This window comes from Variovorax sp. H27-G14, assembly GCF_046156345.1.
Classification (GTDB): domain Bacteria; phylum Pseudomonadota; class Gammaproteobacteria; order Burkholderiales; family Burkholderiaceae_C; genus Variovorax.
Genome location: NZ_JAYLVN010000006.1, coordinates 43102 through 61707 on the forward strand (window position 1 = coordinate 43102; position 18606 = coordinate 61707).

General features: G+C 68.1%; 15 protein-coding genes and 1 tRNA gene. 2 read left to right on the forward strand and 14 right to left on the reverse strand.

Annotated features, from left to right (window positions below; translation table 11 throughout):
• The first annotated feature begins 9 nt into the window (after positions 1-9).
• On the forward strand, positions 10-933 hold the full coding sequence (fdhD, locus tag VLK31_RS16850; RefSeq protein ID WP_409169563.1) for a formate dehydrogenase accessory sulfurtransferase FdhD: 924 nt from the start codon (positions 10-12) through the stop codon (positions 931-933).
• Here the strand turns inward: fdhD and mnmH are convergent.
• The 5 genes from mnmH to VLK31_RS16875 form a co-directional block, all read right to left on the reverse strand.
• Positions 864-1937: a tRNA 2-selenouridine(34) synthase MnmH gene (mnmH, locus tag VLK31_RS16855; RefSeq protein WP_409169564.1), complete on the reverse strand. Its 1074-nt coding sequence runs from the start codon at positions 1935-1937 to the stop codon at positions 864-866. The genes fdhD and mnmH overlap by 70 nt on opposite strands.
• 363 nt (positions 1938-2300) lie before the next feature.
• Entirely contained in the window at positions 2301-3098 is a 798-nt protein-coding gene (gene phnE, locus VLK31_RS16860) for a phosphonate ABC transporter, permease protein PhnE (RefSeq protein WP_409169565.1), read from the reverse strand.
• A complete protein-coding gene (locus VLK31_RS16865) occupies positions 3095-3925 on the reverse strand; it encodes a PhnE/PtxC family ABC transporter permease (RefSeq protein WP_409169566.1) in 831 nt (276 codons plus the stop codon). Before VLK31_RS16865 ends, phnE begins: the two co-directional genes overlap by 4 nt.
• Positions 3922-4737, reverse strand: coding sequence for a phosphonate ABC transporter ATP-binding protein (locus tag VLK31_RS16870; RefSeq protein ID WP_409169567.1), 816 nt, complete (start codon positions 4735-4737; stop codon positions 3922-3924). The genes VLK31_RS16865 and VLK31_RS16870 overlap by 4 nt, the downstream gene beginning before the upstream one ends.
• Before the next feature lie 160 nt (positions 4738-4897).
• On the reverse strand, positions 4898-5755 hold the full coding sequence (locus VLK31_RS16875; protein WP_409169568.1) for a putative selenate ABC transporter substrate-binding protein: 858 nt from the start codon (positions 5753-5755) through the stop codon (positions 4898-4900).
• A 74-nt stretch (positions 5756-5829) separates the two neighbouring features.
• Between VLK31_RS16875 and selD the strand changes: the two genes are divergently transcribed.
• A complete protein-coding gene (gene selD, locus VLK31_RS16880) occupies positions 5830-6897 on the forward strand; it encodes a selenide, water dikinase SelD (protein ID WP_409169569.1) in 1068 nt (355 codons plus the stop codon).
• Positions 6898-6952: 55 nt separating this feature from the next.
• Here the strand turns inward: selD and VLK31_RS16885 are convergent.
• The 9 genes from VLK31_RS16885 to VLK31_RS16925 all read right to left on the reverse strand — a co-directional run bounded on the left by VLK31_RS16885 (position 6953) and on the right by VLK31_RS16925 (position 18589).
• Positions 6953-7045 (reverse strand) — tRNA-Sec (locus VLK31_RS16885).
• A gap of 17 nt (positions 7046-7062) precedes the next feature.
• A complete protein-coding gene (gene selB, locus VLK31_RS16890) occupies positions 7063-8970 on the reverse strand; it encodes a selenocysteine-specific translation elongation factor (RefSeq protein WP_409169570.1) in 1908 nt (635 codons plus the stop codon).
• 151 nt (positions 8971-9121) lie between these two features.
• Positions 9122-10570 (reverse strand): L-seryl-tRNA(Sec) selenium transferase, encoded by a 1449-nt coding sequence (gene selA, locus VLK31_RS16895; RefSeq protein ID WP_409169571.1) that lies wholly within the window; start codon positions 10568-10570, stop codon positions 9122-9124.
• Positions 10570-11607: a formate dehydrogenase accessory protein FdhE gene (gene fdhE, locus VLK31_RS16900; RefSeq protein ID WP_409169572.1), complete on the reverse strand. Its 1038-nt coding sequence runs from the start codon at positions 11605-11607 to the stop codon at positions 10570-10572. The genes selA and fdhE overlap by 1 nt, the downstream gene beginning before the upstream one ends.
• Before the next feature lie 183 nt (positions 11608-11790).
• Positions 11791-12414, reverse strand: coding sequence for a formate dehydrogenase subunit gamma (locus VLK31_RS16905; RefSeq protein ID WP_409169573.1), 624 nt, complete (start codon positions 12412-12414; stop codon positions 11791-11793).
• A 10-nt stretch (positions 12415-12424) separates the two neighbouring features.
• Positions 12425-13381: a formate dehydrogenase subunit beta gene (fdxH, locus tag VLK31_RS16910; RefSeq protein WP_409169574.1), complete on the reverse strand. Its 957-nt coding sequence runs from the start codon at positions 13379-13381 to the stop codon at positions 12425-12427.
• Positions 13382-13555: 174 nt separating this feature from the next.
• Positions 13556-16633 carry a formate dehydrogenase-N subunit alpha gene (fdnG, locus tag VLK31_RS16915; RefSeq protein WP_409169575.1) on the reverse strand — a complete coding sequence of 1026 codons (3078 nt, stop codon included), beginning with the start codon at positions 16631-16633 and terminating at the stop codon, positions 13556-13558.
• Between the two features lie 100 nt (positions 16634-16733).
• Positions 16734-17048: a hypothetical protein gene (locus VLK31_RS16920; protein ID WP_409169576.1), complete on the reverse strand. Its 315-nt coding sequence runs from the start codon at positions 17046-17048 to the stop codon at positions 16734-16736.
• A 182-nt stretch (positions 17049-17230) separates the two neighbouring features.
• Positions 17231-18589, reverse strand: a complete 1359-nt coding sequence (locus VLK31_RS16925) for an SWIM zinc finger domain-containing protein (protein ID WP_409169577.1) — start codon at positions 18587-18589, stop codon at positions 17231-17233.
• Positions 18590-18606: the final 17 nt, after the last annotated feature.

The window sequence follows — 18606 nt, forward strand, 5'->3', positions numbered from 1 at the left end:
GCCGCGGCCATGCAAGACCCCACGACCGCCCACTCCGACGCCGATTCCCTGCCGCCGCTCTCGCGGCATGCCGTGCACGTTTTCGGCGAGCGCGGCCTTTCGCCCGAAGGCGTGGTGCGCGACGACACCCTGGCCGCCGAGGTGCCGGTGGCGCTGGTGTTCAACGGCGTTTCGCACGCGGTGATGATGGCCACGCCACAAGACCTGGAAGCCTTCGCGCTGGGTTTTGCGCTGAGCGAAGGCATCTTGGACGCAGCCGCCGATTGCCGCGGGATCGACGTGCACACGGTCGACGCCCGCGACGCCGGCCTGCCCGAAGGCATGCCCGGCATCGAGGTGCAGCTGGACATTTCCACGCGCAGCTTCGAGCGCCTGAAAAACCGCCGCCGCAGCCTCGCGGGCCGCACCGGCTGCGGCGTGTGCGGTGTCGAAAGCTTCGCGGGGCTCGACCTTGCGCCGCAGCGCGTGCCGCCGCGCGACTGGATCGAACGCATCGACCTGGCCACCGTGCTGCGCGCCTTCGCTGCCATGGCGCCGCGTCAGGTGCTCAATGCCGAAGCCGGTGCGATCCATGCGGCTGCATGGGCCACGGTCGAGGGCGAACTCACCGATTTGATGGAAGACGTCGGCCGCCACAACGCGCTCGACAAGCTGCTGGGCAAGCTCGCGCGCGCCGGCCGACTGGAAGAGCCCGGCTTCGTGCTGATGTCCAGCCGTGGCAGCCACGAGCTTGTGCGCAAGTGCGCGCGCCTGGGCATTGCGGCAATGGCGACCATTTCGGCGCCCACGTCGATGGGCGTGCGCATGGCCGAGCTCAGCGGCCTGCGGTTCTGGGGCTTGTGCCGCGCGCCGCGCGGGGTGCTTTATGCGGATGGGCTCGCGGCGGGTTCGCCGAGCGCCAGCACCCCATCGGCCACAGCCTCGATGCCCTGATCCGACAGATCGGTCGCCACCACGCGCTGGCGTTGCGCCCACGCGCGAAAGTGCAGCTCCTGCGACTTCTCGTAGTGCGGGTCGTAGTGCAGCGACATGAGCTCGGCAAACAGGTGCGGCAGGTCGGCCTCGTGCGCCCATTGCTGCCAGCGCGTGACCGTCTCCTTGCCCTGCAGTTCTTTCAGCACGCCCATCTTGTCGGCGAGCGCGTTGCGGTCGTCGCCCAGGTAGGCGTAGTCGCGCAGCAGGTAGGCCAGACGGGCCTCGGGCGTGGCCGAGACCTCGATGCAGGGCGCCGCGCGCATCTGCGCGACCAGCGACAGGGGCAGCGACAGCCGGCCGATGCGCGCGCTCTCGCCTTCGACGTACAGCGGCCGTGAGAGGTCGACGGTTTCGAGCACGGCGGCGATGCGGGTCTCGAAGTGCTTCTGCGACGGCTGGGCCACGCCGGGGAGCGCGCCGAGCAGGGAGCCTTTGTGGTCGGCGAAGTCTTCCAGGTCGAGCACCTGCGCGCCGCGCGCGGCCAGGGCATGCAGCACGCGGGTCTTGGCGCTGCCGGTGGCGCCGCACACGATGCGCAGGTCGAGCTGGGGCGTGAGTGCGTCGATCTGCGAGATCACGTGTCGGCGAAAGCTTTTGTAGCCCCCTGCAAGCTGTTGGGCGTCCCAGCCCACGAGGCGCAGCCAGGTGACCATGGAGCCGCTGCGCATGCCGCCGCGCCAGCAGTAGACGAGTGGTTTCCAGCTTTCGGGCCGGTCGGCCAGGGTGTCGTGCAGGTGCCGTGCGATGTTGGCCGCGACCATGGCGCCACCGATGCGCCGTGCCTCGAAGGGGCCGGTCTGCACGTAGATGGTGCCGACGATGCGTCGTTCGTCGTCGTCGAGCACCGGGCAGTTGATGGCACCCGGAATGTGGTCGAGCGCGAACTCGGCGGGGGAGCGGGCGTCGATCAGTGTGTCGAAGGCGTGGCGATCTTGGACCCGGACGGGTTGGCGGTGACTCATGGCAGGGACCTCATGTTTCCATTGTCGCGGGTGGTGCGTTGGGTTTGGGTGTGTTGTGCTGTTCGGGGCACTTTGTTCAGGGCACTTTGTTCGGGGCGCGTGCACAGGCCGCCGGGTGCTCCCCTCCGCGAATGTCCCCCGCTTCGCTCCTCCTTTATTTCGCTGCGGGGAGCACCCGACGCCCTGTGCACTTGGGCACGCTGCTGGTGATCGCACGATCAACCCCGGCGCTGATGACGCTCACGCCGATGGGGTGCTCCCCGCAGCGAAATAAAGGAGGAGGCCGCAGGCCGGGGGACATTCGCGGAGGGGAGTACCCCGTCGGCGTGAGCGCCGCCCTGAACGACCATCTCAAGCAGACAGCTAAGCGTAAGCAGGCCCCAGGCCTTTGCGCAGCCGAGCGCTCGCAAAGTCCACCAGCGTGACCAGCCCGAACATCGCGATCAATACCGTCATCGCCTGCTGCTGCTGGAATATCGACAGGTGGAAGTACAGCAACTGACCCAGCCCGCCACCGCCCACAAAACCCAGTACCGCCGCCATGCGGATGTTCATCTCCCAACGGTAGAGCGTGTAGGCCACCCACTGCGGCAACACGATCGGCAGGCTGGCATAGCTGAACGCGGTGACCGGCCCGGCCCCCGAGAGCGTCAGGGCATGTTCGGGCTCACGCGGTGCGTTCTCCAGCGCTTCGGCGAACAGACGGCCCAACACGCCGGTGGTGTGCAGCGACAACGCCAACGCACCAGCGAACGGGCCGATGCCCGCGGCCAGCACCATCAACGCGGCCCACACCAGCTCGGGCACGCTGCGCAAGAAGTTGAGGGCAAAGCGCGCCACATGGCGCGGCAGCCAGCCCGCACGACCGGAGGCCGGGAGCGCCAGCACCGCGCCTGCCAAAGCCGCCAGCACCGTGCCCAGGGCCGACACTGCCAGCGTCTGCAACGCACCGTTGCCGACCTTGGTCAGGAAATCCGGCGACACGTCGGGCGGGAAGAACTCGGCGATGAACTTGCCCATGAGCCGCAACGACTCCGATGAGCCGAGCGCGCGAAAGTCGATGCCCAGGTAGACGAAGCTTGCGACCACCGCCACGCCGATCAGCAGCAACGCGATGCGACAGCGCCAGCAGGGCGGCGGGCGCGGGGGCAGCGTCGTCATGCGAGCAACTTCCGCAAGGTGTTGCTCATCAGGTCGGCCAGCAGCACCAGCGCCAGGAACACCAGCAGGATGCTGCTGGCCTCGCCGCCGTTGAGCATCTTCATCGACTGGTCCATCAACTGGCCCAGCCCGCCCGCGCCCACGAAACCCATCACCACCGAGGCGCGCACCGCGCATTCCCAGCGGTACACGGTGTACGAGGCCAGCTCTTGCGCCGTGTTCGGCAGCAGGCCGTAGCACAGCGCCGCAAAACGGCCGCTGCCGCTTTCGAGCAGCGCGCGCGCGGGGCGGGTGTCGGTCGACTCCAGGATCTCGGCGTACACCTTGCCCAGCATGCCGCCGTAGGTGATGGCCAGCGCCAGCACGCCCGAGGCGGGGCCGAGCCCGAGGGCGCGCACGAACAGCAGCGCCCACACGATTTCTGGAATGGCGCGCAGCACCATCAGCAACCAGCGCGCGGCCTGGCGCACCACGCCGGCCTGCACGCGGCCAGGGCCCGGGCCGATGCGCGAGATGGACAGCGCGCGCGTGGTCACGAAACCCAGCGGCGCGCCGATGAGCAGCGCCAGCGCAGTGCCGGCTGTGGCCATGGCCAGCGTCTCCAGCGTGGCCTTCAACAGCAGGGCGAGGAACGCGGGCGATGCGTCGGGCGGGAAGAAGCCCGCCAGAAAGCCGCCGATCACCGAAAGGTTGCCGCCCGCGAACAGCGCCCACGGCTTGAATTCGGACAGCGCCAGCATCGGCCACGCGATGACCAGCGCGACGGCCCAGGCGGCCAGCCTGGTCGTGGCTTGCGGGTCGCGGCGTGGAGCGAGTGCGGCGTTCAAGGGCAGTCCGGCCGATGAAAGGCCGCTTCCGTCGCCGCACCCGGCGGCAGGGGCCGTTGTGTGGCGATACCGCCTTCGCTGGCATAGAGCGCATCGAGCATGGCGGGCGTGACCTGCGCGGCAGGCAGGTCGAACATCACTTGCGCATTGCGCATGCCCACGATGCGCGGGAACCAGCGCAACGCCAGGTCCACCGCATGCAGCGAGGCCACCAGCGTGGCGCCGGTGGATTCGCTTTGCGCGACGAGTTGGCCGATGGCCGCGTCCGACAGCGTGGGGTCGAGCGCGGACACCGGCTCGTCGGCCAGCAGCAGCGCAGGGCGCTGGTACAGCACGCGCGCAATGCCCACGCGCTGCAGCTGCCCGCCCGAGAGGCGGTCGCAGCGCTCGAACAGGCGCTCTTCCATGCCGAGCCGCGCCAGGGCTTCATGCGCGCCGGCGATGTCCGACGGATGAAACAGCGAACCGAGCGCACGCAGCGTCGACCATTGGCCCAGGCGTCCGGCCAGTACGGCCGTGACCACGCGCAGGCGCGGCGCAATGGGCGGTGCCTGGTGCACGGTGCCGATGCGCGCGCGCAGCTTCTTCAGCGCGGCGGCGCCCAGTTGCCAGGGGCGCTCGCCCAGCACCTTGGCCGTGCCTTCCGACGGGCGCAGCGCCGCGCCGAGCACGCGCAGCAGCGTGGTCTTGCCGGCGCCCGAAGGGCCGATGACGGCAATGCGTTCGCCGCCGCGTGCGGCAAGGGTGACTGCGGCCAGGGCGCGCTGGCCGTTGGGGTGCACCACGCCGATGGCTTCCAGGGAGAAGCTCACGTTGGGTGGCTTTCGGAGGCTGCGCCCTCACCCCAGCCCTCTCCCGCGAGCGGGAGAGGGAGCAATGCAGGGCGTGACTTCGGCTGTTGGCCCCCTCTCCCGCCTGCGGGAGAGGGTTGGGGTGAGGGTGCCCCCGAGGGTGCCCCCACTGTCACCAGGATCACTTGATCAAACCCGCCGACTTGCCCGCCGTTTCGATTCCGTCGTAGTTCGACGACTTCGTGGGAATGAACTTGCTCGCGCGCTGCAGCGCCATGATTTCCTTGTGCGCCGGGTTCGTCGGGTCGAGCTTCAGGAAGGCGTCGGTCAGCTTCTTCTGCAGCACCGGGTCCATGCCCGGGCGCACGGTCCAGTTGTAGTCGAAGTAGGTCGGCGTGGTCGCCAGCACGCGCACCTTGGCGGCGTTGGGGTTCTTCGACTCCACCAGCTTGTCCCACACCGACGCGTTGAGCACGCCCGCTTCGGCGCGCGATGCGGCCACGAAGGCCACGGTGGCGTCGTGCGCGCCGGAGAACGCGACGGTCTTGAAGTCTTTCTCGGGGTTGATGCCGGCCTGCAGCAAGAAGTAGCGCGGCATCAGGCTGCCCGAGGTGGACGAGGGCGCGCCAAAGGCAAAGGTCTTGCCCTTCAGGTCGGCCAGCGTCTTGGCGGGGCTGTCGATGGGCACGATGAACTTGCTGGTGAACACCTCGTCTTCGGCGCGCTGCACGATCGGCACCGCGCCGCCGTTGGTGCGAATGCGCGCCTGCACGTAGGTAAAGCCACCCAGCCAGGCCAGGTCGATCTTGTTGGTGGCCAGGCCTTCGACCACGGCGGCGTAGTCGGTCACGGGCGTGAACTGCACGTCCATGCCGGTTTCCTTCTTCAGGTAGTCGCCCAGCGGCGTGAACTTGCGCTGCAGCTCGGTGGGTGCCTCGTCGGGAATGGCCGAAACGCGCAGCACGCCTTGGGCAAAGGCGCCGAAGCTGGCGGCGGAAAAGGCGAGCGCAAGCGCCACTTGGGTGAGAGTCTTCTTCATGGATGTGCCTCGAGGACGTGCGGGATAGGAAAGGACGCGATTGTAGAAAGCGGAGCCGCTTCGATAATCCACCCATGAATCCAACGCTCATGAACCCACTGGCGCCATTGCGCCTCACGAGTTTTTCGCACGGCGGCGGCTGCGGCTGCAAGATCGCGCCCGGCGTGCTGTCGCAGATATTGAAGAACCACGCCGGCGGCATGATCCCGCCCGAGCTCATGGTGGGCATCGAAACCGCCGACGACGCGGCCGTCTACAAGCTCAACGACGAGCAGGCGCTGATTGCCACCACCGACTTCTTCATGCCCATCGTGGACGACCCGTACGAGTTCGGCCGCATTGCCGCGACCAACGCCATCAGCGACGTGTACGCCATGGGCGGCCGGCCGATCATGGCGCTGGCGCTGGTGGCCATGCCGATCAACCAGCTGCCGGTGGAAGTCATCGCCGAGATCGTGCGCGGCGGGCAGGACGTGTGCCGCGCGGCCGGCATCCCGATTGCGGGCGGCCACACCATCGATTCGGTCGAGCCGATCTACGGCCTGGTGGCCATGGGCCTCGTGCACCCGAAGCGCGTGCGGCGCAATGCAGATGCCAGGGCGGGCGACGTGCTGGTGCTGGGCAAGCCGCTGGGCGTGGGTGTGCTCTCTGCTGCGCTCAAGAAGGAGCAGCTGTCCGAGACCGGCTACCGCCAGCTCATCGAGAACACGACCAAGCTCAACACGCCGGGCATGGCGCTGTCGGCGCTCGACGGCGTGCATGCGCTGACCGACGTGACCGGCTTCGGCCTGGCGGGCCATACGCTGGAGCTGGCGCGCGGCGCAAAGCTCACGGCGGTGGTCGAGTGGTCGAAGGTGCCGTTGCTCGACAACGTGGTGGCGATGGTGGCGGGCGGCTTCGTCACCGGTGCGTCGGGGCGCAACTGGGCGGGCTATGGGGCAGACGTCGAACTGGCCGCCGGCCTGCCCGCCACCGCGCAGGACTTGCTGAGCGATCCGCAGACCTCGGGCGGGCTGCTCGTGAGCTGCGCGCCGGAGGCGGTCGATGCGGTGCTGAAGATCTTCCGCGACGAAGGCTTCGCGCAGGCAGCGGTCATCGGGCATGTCGAGGCAGGCGAGCCGTCGCTGCGCGTGGTGCCCTGAGTCCCCCCATCCCAACCTTCCCCCGGGAGGGGAAGGAGCAAGACAAGAAATACGGCGGAAGGGGAAAGGAGTCGAACCTTTCCGGCGACGACTGGCGCCACCCACCGGGTTTGAAGCCCGGCCGCCCCACCAGGGACGATCCCCTCCCATGACTGTCTTCGTCGTTCAAGGCCTCGCCTCGAACAACGACGTGTCGGGCCGCAGCAGGTGCGCGTCTTTCACGCGCCGCGTCAGCCCCACGCGGTCAAAAAACTCCAGCAACTGAATCGCGCGCTTGCGGCCCAGCCCCGTTGCGTCGCGAAAGCTCGCGGCCTGCAGGCCTTCGGGCGCTTCGAGGCATTCGCGCGCCATGGCCGCGAGCCGCTCGACGGTGGCCAGCGGATAGTACAAGTCCTTGACCACCTGAAAGGCCTCGCCGCGCCGCGCGAGGCTTGCAAGCGTCTGGCGTACCAGCGGCTCGCTCACCGCGCAGTCCTTCGCCAGATCGCGCACCCACGGCGGATCGAAGCCGCCGTCGGCCAGCCGGGGCAACAGCTTCTGCGCGAGCTTGTGTTCGGCTTCGTTCAGGCGTGCCGCATGGTCGGGCAGGTGCAGCCAGGTGCCGCTGCGCACCAGCGCGCCGCGTGCGACCAGCGCGTCGAGCGCATGGCGCCACAGCGCGTCGCCGGTGCGCGGGCCCGCAAGGCGCTTGAGGCGGCGGGCATCAGGCCCGACCTCGTCGGGCGCGCCCCGATGAAAGTCCGACAGCCGCGCGGTGATCTGCGCTTCCAGCGCATTCAGGTGCGACGGCGCGATGGCCGTTGCGTCGATGCGCACGGCATCGCCGGGCAGCGGCAGCGCGGCCTCGTTCGCCAGCGACAGTGCGCGCGCGAGCCGTGCGGTGTCCAGGCCCAGCGGCGCGTTGTCCAGCACCGCAGCCACGCGCGCGGCGCGCTCGTCGATGGACCACGCCGCCAGCGTGCGCAGCCGTTCGGGCGTGCGCCGGTAGCGCACCGGCGCGAACGGGTCGAGCACGCGCACACCGGCCACGGTGCGCGTGGCTGAGGCATCGCGCAGCACGCCCCGGTCGCCGTGCCATGCGCCGACGCTGTCTTTCAGCACGAGCTGTGCAATGGCTGTGTCGCCGGGCGCCAGCGCATCGCGGTCGAGCAGCGCGACCGATGCCATCACATCGCTCGCGCCAAGGTGGGCATGCACCGTCGTGCCCGAGCGCAGCGGCTTGGCCTCGTCGGGCCACAGCGTGAGCAGCACGTCGATGCGGTCGGTGGCGAGCGCGATGGCCGGCGTGCAGACCCAGTCACCGCGGTGCATCTCGTCCTTGCCGACACCGGCCAGCGCCAGGGCGCAGCGCTGGCCCGCATGGGCCGACTCGGCCTTCTGGTTCTGCGCATGGATGCCGCGCACGCGCACCGCATGGCCGCTGGGCACAACGCCCAGTTCGTCGCCGATGCGCACGCTGCCGCTGAAGACCGTGCCGGTGACGACGGTGCCTACGCCCGAGAGCGTGAAGGAACGGTCCACCGCCAGCCGGAACGCAAGACCGTCTTCGCGCGCGCGCTCCGTGCGCGCCATGTCGAGCAGCCGCTCGCGCAGCGCCTCGATGCCCGCGCCGGTCGTGGCCGACACCGGCAACATCGGCGCGTGCGCCAGCGGCGTGGGCGCTAGCAAGGCGGCGATGTCGGCTTGCACCTGGGCCAATCGCGTGGCCTGCGTGGCCTCGTCGAGGCGGTCGATCTTGGTGATGGCCACCGTGGCCTCGCGCACGCCCAGCAAGGCCACCACGGCCAGGTGCTCGCGCGTCTGCGGCATCACGCCATCGTCGGCGGCCACCACCAGCAGCGCATGGTCGATGCCGGTGGCGCCGGCCAGCATGGTGTGCAGCAGGCGCTCATGGCCCGGCACGTCGACGAAGCCGAGCGACACGCCGTCGGGCGCGTGCAGGTAGGCATAGCCCAACTCGATGGAAATGCCGCGGCGCTTTTCTTCGGGCAGTCGGTCGGTGTCGACACCGGTGAGCGCGCGCACCAGCGTGGTCTTGCCGTGGTCGATGTGGCCTGCAGTGCCGATGATCATGGCTTGCGGTTTTGCTCCTTCCCCTTTTGGGGGAAGGTTGGGATGGGGGCGGGCCTTCGAGCAGGCGCTGCATGTTTGTGGAGGCCGTCGTGCCCCCACCCCGGCCCTCCCCCAGCGGGGGAGGGAGAAATACGGGGGAGGGCGGTGGGCGTCATTGCAGGCGCTCGCGCAGCAGCGGCAGTTGGGCGACGAACGCCGTGCTGTCTTCCAGGCAACGCAAGTCCAGCAGCAAACGGTCTTCCGCGATGCGGCCGATCACCGGCAGCGGCAGGCCGCGCAATGCAGTGGCCAGCGCATCGAGCGCAGTGCCCAGGCCCTTCTTCGACGTGCCTGCCGGTGCGAGCGCCAGGCCGGCAGAGGGCAAGCGTTCGACCGGCAGCGAGCCGGAGCCGATCTGCCCCAGCAGCGACACGACCTCCACAGTGAAGCGCGGCGACACCGCCGCCTGCACGGGCGAGCGCAATGCATTGGCCATCTCGCGGATCGCCTCGGCCGGCCGCGTCAGCAGCCGCAGCGTCGGCAGGTCCTGCACCAGCCGCTCGGGCCGCAGGTACAGCGACAGCGTGGCTTCCAGCGCGGCCAGCGGCAGCTTGCTCATGCGCAGCGCGCGCTTCATCGGAAACGTGCGGATGCGGCCCACGGCCTTCTTGCTGCCCACGATGAGCCCGGCCTGCGGCCCGCCCAGCAGCTTGTCTCCCGAGAAGGTGACCACATCGCAGCCCGCCGCCAGCATCTCCTGCGGCAGCGGCTCGCGCGGCAGCCCGTAGTGCGCCAGGTCGACCAGCGAGCCGCTGCCCAAGTCGGTGGCCAGCGGCACGCCACGCGCATGCGCAATGCCGGCAAGCGTGGCCTCGTCGACCGCGGCGGTGAAGCCCTGCACGGCGTAGTTGCTGGTGTGCACCTTCATCACCAGCGCGGTGTGTTCGTTGATGGCGCGCTCGTAGTCCTGCGGGTGCGTGCGGTTGGTGGTGCCGACCTCGACCATGCGCGCCCCCGCGCTGGCCATGACGTCGGGCATGCGGAAGGCGCCGCCGATTTCGACCAGCTCGCCGCGCGAAACGATCACCTCGCGCTCGCGCGCCAATGCCGCGATGGTCAGCAGCACGGCGGCCGCGTTGTTGTTGACCACGGTGGCGGCCTCGGCGCCGGTGATGGTGCACAGCAGTTCTTCCACCAGCGAATCGCGGTCGCCGCGGTTGCCGGTGGCCAGGTCGTACTCCAGGTTGTTGGGCGAGGTCATCACCGCAAGCAGCCGCTGCAGCGCCGCATCGGCCAGCAATGCGCGGCCCAGGTTGGTGTGGATCACGGTGCCGGTGAGGTTGAGCACGGCGCGCATGCGCGGCGCGAGGCGGGCCTGCACGCGCGCGGCTAGCGCGTGGGCCAGCGCGTCGTGTTGAACCTCCGCTTTGGGCAGCGTGCCTGCTACAGCCGGCGCGCGAAGGCCGTCCAGCAGTGCGCGTGCTTCCTTCACCACCAGCGTGTGGCCATGCTCGGCCAGCAGGGCAACCGGCCCCGCGAGGCGCAGCAGTTGATCGACAGAAGGCAGATCCTGGGGCCTTGCCGTCGAGCCGTGAACCACGGACTCTTTCGGCGCTGGCATCAGCCGCCTCCGCCGTCGTTCGCGGTCTCGGTTTCGGTCTCGGGGTCACCGAACAGCAGCATCAGGTTATGGCCGCTGCGCTGGTGGCCGGCGTCGGACACCAGCAGGTCGAGCGTGACGCTGGCCAGGTCGTCGGCCACGGGCTCGACCTCGGGGTCTTTCTCCATCGCGATCTGCTTCAGGTAATGGCCGCAGCTGTCGCAGCACTCGGCCTTCACAGCGCCTTCGCGCGCGCCGGTGCCGGACAGGGTCACGCCCGGCTGCGGCGACAGCGACTCGAAGTGAATGCCCTTGGTGCTTTCGCAGTGCGTGCATTTGATGCGCACGTAATGCCATTCGGTGCTGCACAACGAGCAGTGCAAATACCTGAAGCCCGCCTCGTCGGCGCCGATGCGCGTGATGCTCACCGTGGGCGCGCTGCCGCAGCAGGGGCACTCGGTGCCGGGGTCGGTGCGCCCGAAGATGTTTTCGCCTTCGCGCTCGGCCACCTGCTGCACCAGGTGGGTCCAGTAGGTCTGCAGGCCGGCGGCGATCAGCGGTGCGGCGGCCAGGTCGAGGCCGAACATGATGCGGCGCGACAGCAGGTCGGCCTGCTGTTCGATCCATGCATCGTCTGCGGCCAGCACGCGGTCCAGCGTGTCGCGCGCGGGGCCTTGCGGAACGCGCACGCGCAAGAGGGTGAGCAATCGGCGCATTTCGTGCAGCCACACGGGGTCACGCGTCCAGCCGAAGGCGGGCATTGGCGGCTTCAGCAGCTTGGCAGCGGCTTCGAGTGCTTCGGACGCGGGGAGCGCTACGGCTGCGTAGTCCTGCAGCACTTGGTGCTGTGCCTGCGCAAGGTCCGCGATGAAGATCAGGTACTCGCGCATCGGGTGCGACGCAGCGAGCTGGCGCAGGCGCAACTGCCTGTCGGAGAACACGAGGGCGCGAACCGGCAAGCGCAGGAACGGCATCTGCCGTCCGGCCTGCATCGCGATCTGTTCGGGATCGAGCACGCGCGTGGTGCGCAGCGGTGGGGCGCCTGGAGGGCTGTTCATTGCATTCACTCTACAGCGATCTGGCGGTTTGCATGGTGCCTTCCCCCTCTGGGGGAAGGCTGGGAGGGGGGCAGTGCCCAACGAGCGCTGCAGCAGTGCACAGGCCGTCGTGCCCCCACCCCGGCCCTCCCCCGGGAGGGGAGGGAGCAAGACCGGAACGCAGGGGAGAAAGAGGGCGACGCGCTATTCACCGCGCGTCATCTTCCGGTGCCACAGCGGATGGTTCAGCTTGGCCCACCCTTCGGTGACGGTGCCGCGCGTCATGGCGCGCAGCGTGCCCTTGACCCAGATGGCCGCATAGATGTGCGTGATGACCGACAGGATCAGCACCACCGCCGACACCGAATGCACCAGCACCGCAATGCGCCGCACAAGGATCGGAAAGAACCCGACGAACCACGGGCTCCAGAACATGAAGCCGGTAGCAAACAGCAGGAGCAGGCTGATGCCGAAGGCCCAGAACACCAGCTTCTGCCCCGCGTTGTACTTGCCCACCGGCGGCATGCCCGACTTGTCGCCCTTGAGCATCCTGGGCGCATTGGCGACCCATTCGCGATCGGTCTTGTCCAACACGTTGTCTCGCCACATGGTGAAGAACAGGAACACGAAGCCGAACACCATCAGCAAGCCCATGAACGGGTGCAGGATGCGCGTCCACGGCCCGCCGCCGAACAGCGTGCTCAAAAAGAACAGGGCCGGGTGGAAGAACGCCAGGCCCGAGAGCGCCGCGCAAAAGAACATGAGTGCCACGAACCAGTGGTTCATGCGCGTGGCGTCGCGGTAGCGGCGAAGGTAGTAGCGGGTCATCGCATTCTCCTCATGCACGGGGGGCCGAAGATGATGCGGGCGGCGGCGCCTCGATCACCACCACGTCGTCGGGCTTGCCGTCGCGCTCGGCGTCGGGGTGCTCGTCCTTCGGCTCGATGGGGCCGACCTTCATGTAGTGGAAGAAGCTGCCCACCACCGCGCCGATCATCGCGACCATGGCCAGCGGCTTGGCCACGCCCTTCCACAGCGACACCAGCGGGCTGATGCGCGGGTCTTTGGGCAGGCCCGCGTACAGGCCCGGCCGGTCGGCATGCTGCAGCACGTACATGACGTGCGTGCCGCCCACGCCCGCGGGGTCGTACACGCCGGCGTTGGCAAAGCCGCGCTCCTTCAGGTCGACGATGCGCTCCGAGGCGTACTCGTGCATGTCTTCCTTGGTGCCGAAGTGCAGCGCGCCTGTGGGGCAGGCCTTGACGCAGGCCGGCTCCAGGCCCACGCCCACGCGGTCGGAGCACAGCGAGCACTTGTAGGCCTTGTTGTCGGCCTTGCTGATGCGCGGCACGTCGAACGGGCAACCGGTGACGCAGTTGCCGCAGCCCACGCAATGCTCGCTGATGAAGTCGACGATGCCGTTGGCGTACTTGATGATGGCGCCCGGCGAGGGGCACGACTTCAGGCAGCCCGGGTCGTCGCAGTGCATGCAGCCGTCCTTGCGGATCAGCCATTCGAGCTTGCCGGCCTCGGGCTCCACTTCGGAGAACTTCATCACCGTCCAGGAAGAGGGCGTGAGGTCGACCGGGTTGTCGTAGGTGCCGTGGTTGATGCCGACCTCGTCGCGCAGGTCGTTCCACTGCATGCACGCGACCTGGCAGGCCTTGCAGCCGATGCAGGTCGACACGTCGATCAGCTTGGCCACCTGCTGCACCTGCGGGCGGTGGCGGATGTCGGGCGATGGTGTGGTGGTGGCCGAGCGGGCGGCGATGTCGAGGGTTTGGAGGGAGGACATCAGCGGCTCCGGTGTTCTGTCTTGCCCCTTCCCCTTCCGGGGGAAGGTTGGGATGGGGGCAGGCCTTCGATGAGGCGCCGCGTGGCCGTGGAAGCTGTCGTGCCCCCACCCCGGCCCTCCCCCGGAAGGGGAGGGAGAAAGTCGAAGGCAAAGTCAACGAGCGCGTGCGTCATCTCATGCCTTCTCGATATTCACAGTGAACGACTTGTACTCCGGCGTCTGCGTGTTCGCATCCCCCACGAACGGCGTGAGCGTGTTCACCAGATAGCCCGGCTTGGCCACGCCCACAAAGCCCCAGTGGTTCGGCAGCCCCACCGTGTGCACCGTGCGCCCGTCCACCTGCAGCCCGACGATGCGCTTGGTCACCACGGCCACCGCCTTGATGTGGCCGCGCTTGCTCCACACCTTCACCATGTCGCCGTGCGCAATGCCCTTCTCCCTGGCCAGCTCCTCGCCAATCTCCACGAACTGCTGCGGCTGAATGATGGCCGAGGTGCGCACATGCTTCGTCCAGTAGTGAAAGTGCTCGGTCAGCCGGTAGCTGGTGGCCACATACGGAAAGTCCGCCGGCACGCCCAGGCGCTCCAGGTCGCCCTTGAAGATGCGCGCCGCGGGGTTGGCGCGCGCCACCGCGTTGTTCGGGTGCATCAGGTTGTTGACCAGCGGCGACTCGAAGGGCTCGTAGTGCTCCGGCAGCGGCCCTTCGGCCATGCCCGTGGGCGCAAAGAGCCGCGCCACCCCTTCGGCCGTCATGATGAACGGGCGCACCGCGTCGGCTTCCATCGGGTTGGCGTCGGGCCGGATGTCGGGAATGTCCGAGCCGGTCCATTGCTTGCCGTCCCATGCGATGAGCTTGCGCCTGGCAATCCATGGCTGGCCGGTGGTGGGGTCGGTGGAGGCGCCGTTGTACAGAATGCGCCGGTTCGCCGGCCACGCCCAGGCCCAGTTCAGCGCCTGGCCGATGCCGAACGGGTCGGCGTTGTCGCGCCGGGCCATCTGGTTGCCGGCCTGCGTCCACGCGCCGCTGTAGATCCAGCAACCTGAAGCCGTCGAGCCATCGTCGCGCAGCAGGCCGAAGCCCGAGAGCTGTTCGCCGGCCTTGGCCATCGGCGGCTTGCTCGGGTCCTTCGGGTCGAGCAGGTCGGTGATGGCGCGCCCGTTGTATTCCATCGCCAGCTCTTGCGCAGAAGGCGAGTGCGGGATCTTGTAGGGCCAGGTGAGCTTGACGATCGGGTCGGGGAAGGCACCGCCGTCCTTGATGTACGCCTGGCGAATGCGGTTGAAGATGCCCGCCACGATCTCGATGTCCCCCTTGGCCTCGCCCGGCGGCTCCGCGCCCTTCCAGTGCCACTGCAGCCAGCGGCTGGAGTTGGTGAGCGAGCCGTCTTCCTCCGCGAAGCAGGTCGAGGGCAGGCGGAACACCGTGGTCTGAATGTCCGCGGTCTTCACGTCATTGAACTCGCCGAAGTTGCGCCAGAACTCGCTGGTCTCGGTCACCAGCGGATCGATGGTGACCAGAAACTTGAGCCTGGAGAGGCTGTCGACGATCTTCTTCTTGTCCGGGAACGAGCCCACGGGGTTGAAGCCCTGGCAGATGTAGCCGTTCATCTTGCCCAGGCTCATGAGCTCGAAGGCCTGCAGGATGTCGTAAAGCTTGTCGATCTTGGGCAGGTAGTGAAAGGCCCACTCGTTCTGCGCCGTGGCCGCGTCGCCCCACCACGACTTCTGCATGCTGACGAAGAACTTGGGGTAGTTCTGCCAGTAGCTCATCTGGTTGGGGCGCAGCGCCTTCAGCGCGCGAGTCTTGTAGTAGTCGGGCAGGTTCTGTTCGCTGTCACGCGCCAGCGACAGGTAGCCCGGCAGCGAGTTCGACAGCAGCCCCAGGTCGGTCAGCCCCTGAATGTTGCTGTGCCCGCGCAGCGCGTTCATGCCGCCGCCCGCCACGCCGATGTTGCCCAGCAGCAGCTGCATGATCGCGCCGGTGCGGATCATCTGCGAGCCCTGGCTGTGCTGGGTCCAGCCCAGCGCATACATCACCGTCATCGTGCGACCGCTGGTGCTGGTGCTCGCGATGTACTCGCACACCTTCAGGAACTTGTCTTGCGGGGTGCCGGTGATGCGGCTCACCAGCTCGGGCGTGTAGCGCGCGTAGTGCCGCTTCATCACCTGCAGCACGCACTGCGGGTCTTGCATGGTCATGTCGACCTTGGCCATGCCGGCATCGTCCAGCGCGTAGTTCCACGACGCGGGGTCGTAGTTGCGCTTCTCGGCGTCGTAGCCGCTGTAGAGGCCGTCCTCGAACTTGTAGTCGGGCCCCACGATGAACGGCGCGTTGGTGTAGTTGCGCACGTACTCCGTCTGGATCTTGTCGTTGCTCAGCAGGTAGTTCAGCACCCCCGCCAGAAACGCGATGTCCGAGCCCGCGCGTATCGGTGCGTAGTAGTCGGCCATGGCGGCCGAACGCGTGAAGCGCGGATCGACCACCACCAGGCGGGCCTTGTTCTGCTTCTTGGCTTCAATCACCCATTTGAAGCCGCACGGATGCGCCTCCGCGGCGTTGCCACCCATGATCAGCACGACATCCGCGTTCTGGATGTCCTGCCAGTGGTTGGTCATTGCGCCTCTGCCGAACGTCGGGGCCAGACTGGCCACCGTGGGTCCGTGTCAAACGCGCGCCTGGTTGTCGAACACCAGCATCCCGGTCGAGCGGAATGCCTTGTGCGTGATGTAGCCGGTTTCGTTGGACGAGGCCGAGGCGCACAGCATGCCGGAGCTGGTCCAGCGGTTGACCGTTTTGCCGTCGGCGTTGGTGGTCTGAAAGTTGGCGTCGCGGTCGGCCTTGAGCAGCTTGGCGATGCGGTCGAGCGCGTCGTCCCAGCCAATGCGCTTCCATTCGGTGGCACCGGCCTCGCGCACCTCGGGGTACTTCAGGCGGCTGGGGCTGTGCACAAAGTCGAGCAGGCCCGCGCCCTTGGGGCACAGCGTGCCGCGGTTCACGGGGTGGTCGGCATCGCCCTCGATGTGCAGGATGTCCGACACCACGTTCTTCGCCTTGTCGCCCAGGCTGTACATGATGAGCCCGCAGCCCACCGAGCAGTAGGGGCAGGTGTTGCGGGTTTCGGTGGTGCGCGCGAGCTTGAAGTTGCGGGCCTCGGCCAGCGCGGCGGTCGGCGAGAAGCCGAGCGCCACGATGCTGGAGCCGACCAGCCCCGCGCTGCTGACGCGGAAGAATTGCCGGCGGCTTATGTCCATGACACAAGCTCCTGCAGCGCTGAAGTGGGGTGTTTCATCGGGAGCTTCTTCTTTGCGTGGGGAACTGGAAAAGCTGTTTCTGTCTGTTGGGCAGCGTCAGCTACTTGGGCGCCGTGCCGTCGCCACCGCTGGGCGCGGGCGCCGCGCCACCGGAGGTGTTGCCGCCGCTCGGGCCGCTCATGCCGCCCACGGCCGTGCCGCCTTCGGACGGGCCTTTGTGTGAGGTGGAAGATTCGACCTTGTCGCCGGAGTCGGCGGGCTTGATGCCGCTGGGGCTGGCGCCGGAAGGGGCTGCTGCTGCTGCCGGTGTCGCGCCCTGCGCCATGTTCGTGGTGGGCTTGGGATCGCAGGCACTCAACAGCAGACCGAGGGCCATGCACAGGCCCAGGGTTGGAAGGCGCTGAATTCTCGGCATCGACACTCCTTCGGGGAAAGGACGGTCAGACAGTGGAATGTTGTCAGTTCACCCGAATGCACCGGCAGGAAATGCCCGATCAGTGCGCTGAGGTGTTTTTTACGCATCATGCGGCAGCGCTCCGAAGCGATCAATACCCCAGAGGAGGCGTTAACCCTGAATCAGGTCTCGGCCTACAGGCCTCAGGCCTTGTCTTCCAGAAACAGCTGCGCGGCCAGCACGTGCTTGCAAGGCCCGCGCGACCCTGCGTACTTGGCCCAGAATTCGCAGGTGCAGCGCGGTGCGCCGTTCGTGAACCCGACCCAATGGAAATGTTCGCCGCTGGCCACTTTGAGGTACGCATTCTCCGGCGTCACCGCGCCTGCTTCGACCAAGGCCCTGGCGGCGGCCAGGCGCGGGTAGTTGTTGTTCAGGCGCGCGTCGACCAACGGCAGCTGCCTATGGAAGTAGCTTTGTTCGTGCAGGTCGAAGCCCACGTGCCCCGAGGTCGACAGGTACTGCAGCGCGCGGTGCACGCGTTCGGCGGACAAACCGGTTTCCTTCACCAGCGCCGCCTGGTCGATGGCAGCTTCCCATGCCAGCAAGGCGCTCACCGTCGCGGCGTCTTCGCCGCTGGCCTGGGTGAGTGCGCTCAGCACGGCGCCCTCGCCCGAGAAGCCCCGGTAGGGCTGAGGCGACAGCATCAGCATCAGGCGCGCGCCGGGCAAGAAGAACTCCCAGGCGCTTACCGCGACCAAGCTGCCCGCATCGAGGTCCGGCCCGTGAACCTGCACCCGCTGCACCAAGTGTTGCAACCGCTTGATGGCCGACAGCCGCGCCGTGCCAGCGAGCGACACGCCGCCCGCCGCTGGCTTGCTCGCCTGCCGCAGCCCGGTGGGCGTGGGCTGGAGCCACATGTTCACCCCGGCGCCGCTGCCGCCCGACATGGGCAGCGCGTTGATGAAGCGCAGCCAGTTCACCGTGTCCATGCTGGCGCGCGGGCGCAAGGTGGGTGCGATGGATTGCGTTTCCGCCAACGCGCGAACCCAGCGTTCGGGCAGATGCACTTTGCGCTCGACGAAGCTGCCCTGCGGCATCGTCATCTGGATCTGTGCAGGGCCGACGCTCAGGTGCAAGGGATGCTTTGCGCGCACGCCGGCCAGTGCGCGTGCCAGTGGAGGGTTGATGTCGATGTTGGTCGTGCCGAAGCCAAGGGTTGCCCCATCGAAGGTCTGCCCCAGCAGGTCGAGCCGCGCATAGACGCCGTTGCAGGCCGAGAACGCCTCGCAGCGCAGCCGGTCGCCGTTGGCGGTGACCACCGGGTCGAGAGAAGCCAAGCCCCCTGGAACCGGATTGAAGTAGCGCGTGGAGGCCACTTCCACCAGCGTGCGCAGGCCGGCCGCCGCCACGTCGGGCCGTGTCAGCGTACCGCTGAAGAACACCGGGTGACTGACCAGCCCGTGCGGCGTCAGGCCGGCTGCGGTCTGCAGCGTCATCTGGTCTTGCGCGGTGTCGGCGATGTAGCTGGAGGCTTGCAGATAGGTGTCGGTGACTTCGCTCATGGTCGTTCCTTGCTCAA

Excerpts from the sequence above, each read along its gene's own strand:
- fdhD (WP_409169563.1), top strand. The coding sequence starts at position 10 with ATGCAAGACCCCACGACCGCCCACTCCGACGCCGATTCCCTGCCGCCG.
- mnmH (WP_409169564.1), bottom strand. The coding sequence starts at position 1,937 with ATGAGTCACCGCCAACCCGTCCGGGTCCAAGATCGCCACGCCTTCGAC.
- phnE (WP_409169565.1), bottom strand. The coding sequence starts at position 3,098 with ATGACGACGCTGCCCCCGCGCCCGCCGCCCTGCTGGCGCTGTCGCATC.
- VLK31_RS16875 (WP_409169568.1), bottom strand. The coding sequence starts at position 5,755 with ATGAAGAAGACTCTCACCCAAGTGGCGCTTGCGCTCGCCTTTTCCGCC.
- selD (WP_409169569.1), top strand. The coding sequence starts at position 5,830 with ATGAATCCAACGCTCATGAACCCACTGGCGCCATTGCGCCTCACGAGT.
- selB (WP_409169570.1), bottom strand. The coding sequence starts at position 8,970 with ATGATCATCGGCACTGCAGGCCACATCGACCACGGCAAGACCACGCTG.
- selA (WP_409169571.1), bottom strand. The coding sequence starts at position 10,570 with ATGCCAGCGCCGAAAGAGTCCGTGGTTCACGGCTCGACGGCAAGGCCC.
- fdhE (WP_409169572.1), bottom strand. The coding sequence starts at position 11,607 with ATGAACAGCCCTCCAGGCGCCCCACCGCTGCGCACCACGCGCGTGCTC.
- VLK31_RS16905 (WP_409169573.1), bottom strand. The coding sequence starts at position 12,414 with ATGACCCGCTACTACCTTCGCCGCTACCGCGACGCCACGCGCATGAAC.
- fdxH (WP_409169574.1), bottom strand. The coding sequence starts at position 13,381 with ATGTCCTCCCTCCAAACCCTCGACATCGCCGCCCGCTCGGCCACCACC.
- VLK31_RS16920 (WP_409169576.1), bottom strand. The coding sequence starts at position 17,048 with ATGCCGAGAATTCAGCGCCTTCCAACCCTGGGCCTGTGCATGGCCCTC.
- VLK31_RS16925 (WP_409169577.1), bottom strand. The coding sequence starts at position 18,589 with ATGAGCGAAGTCACCGACACCTATCTGCAAGCCTCCAGCTACATCGCC.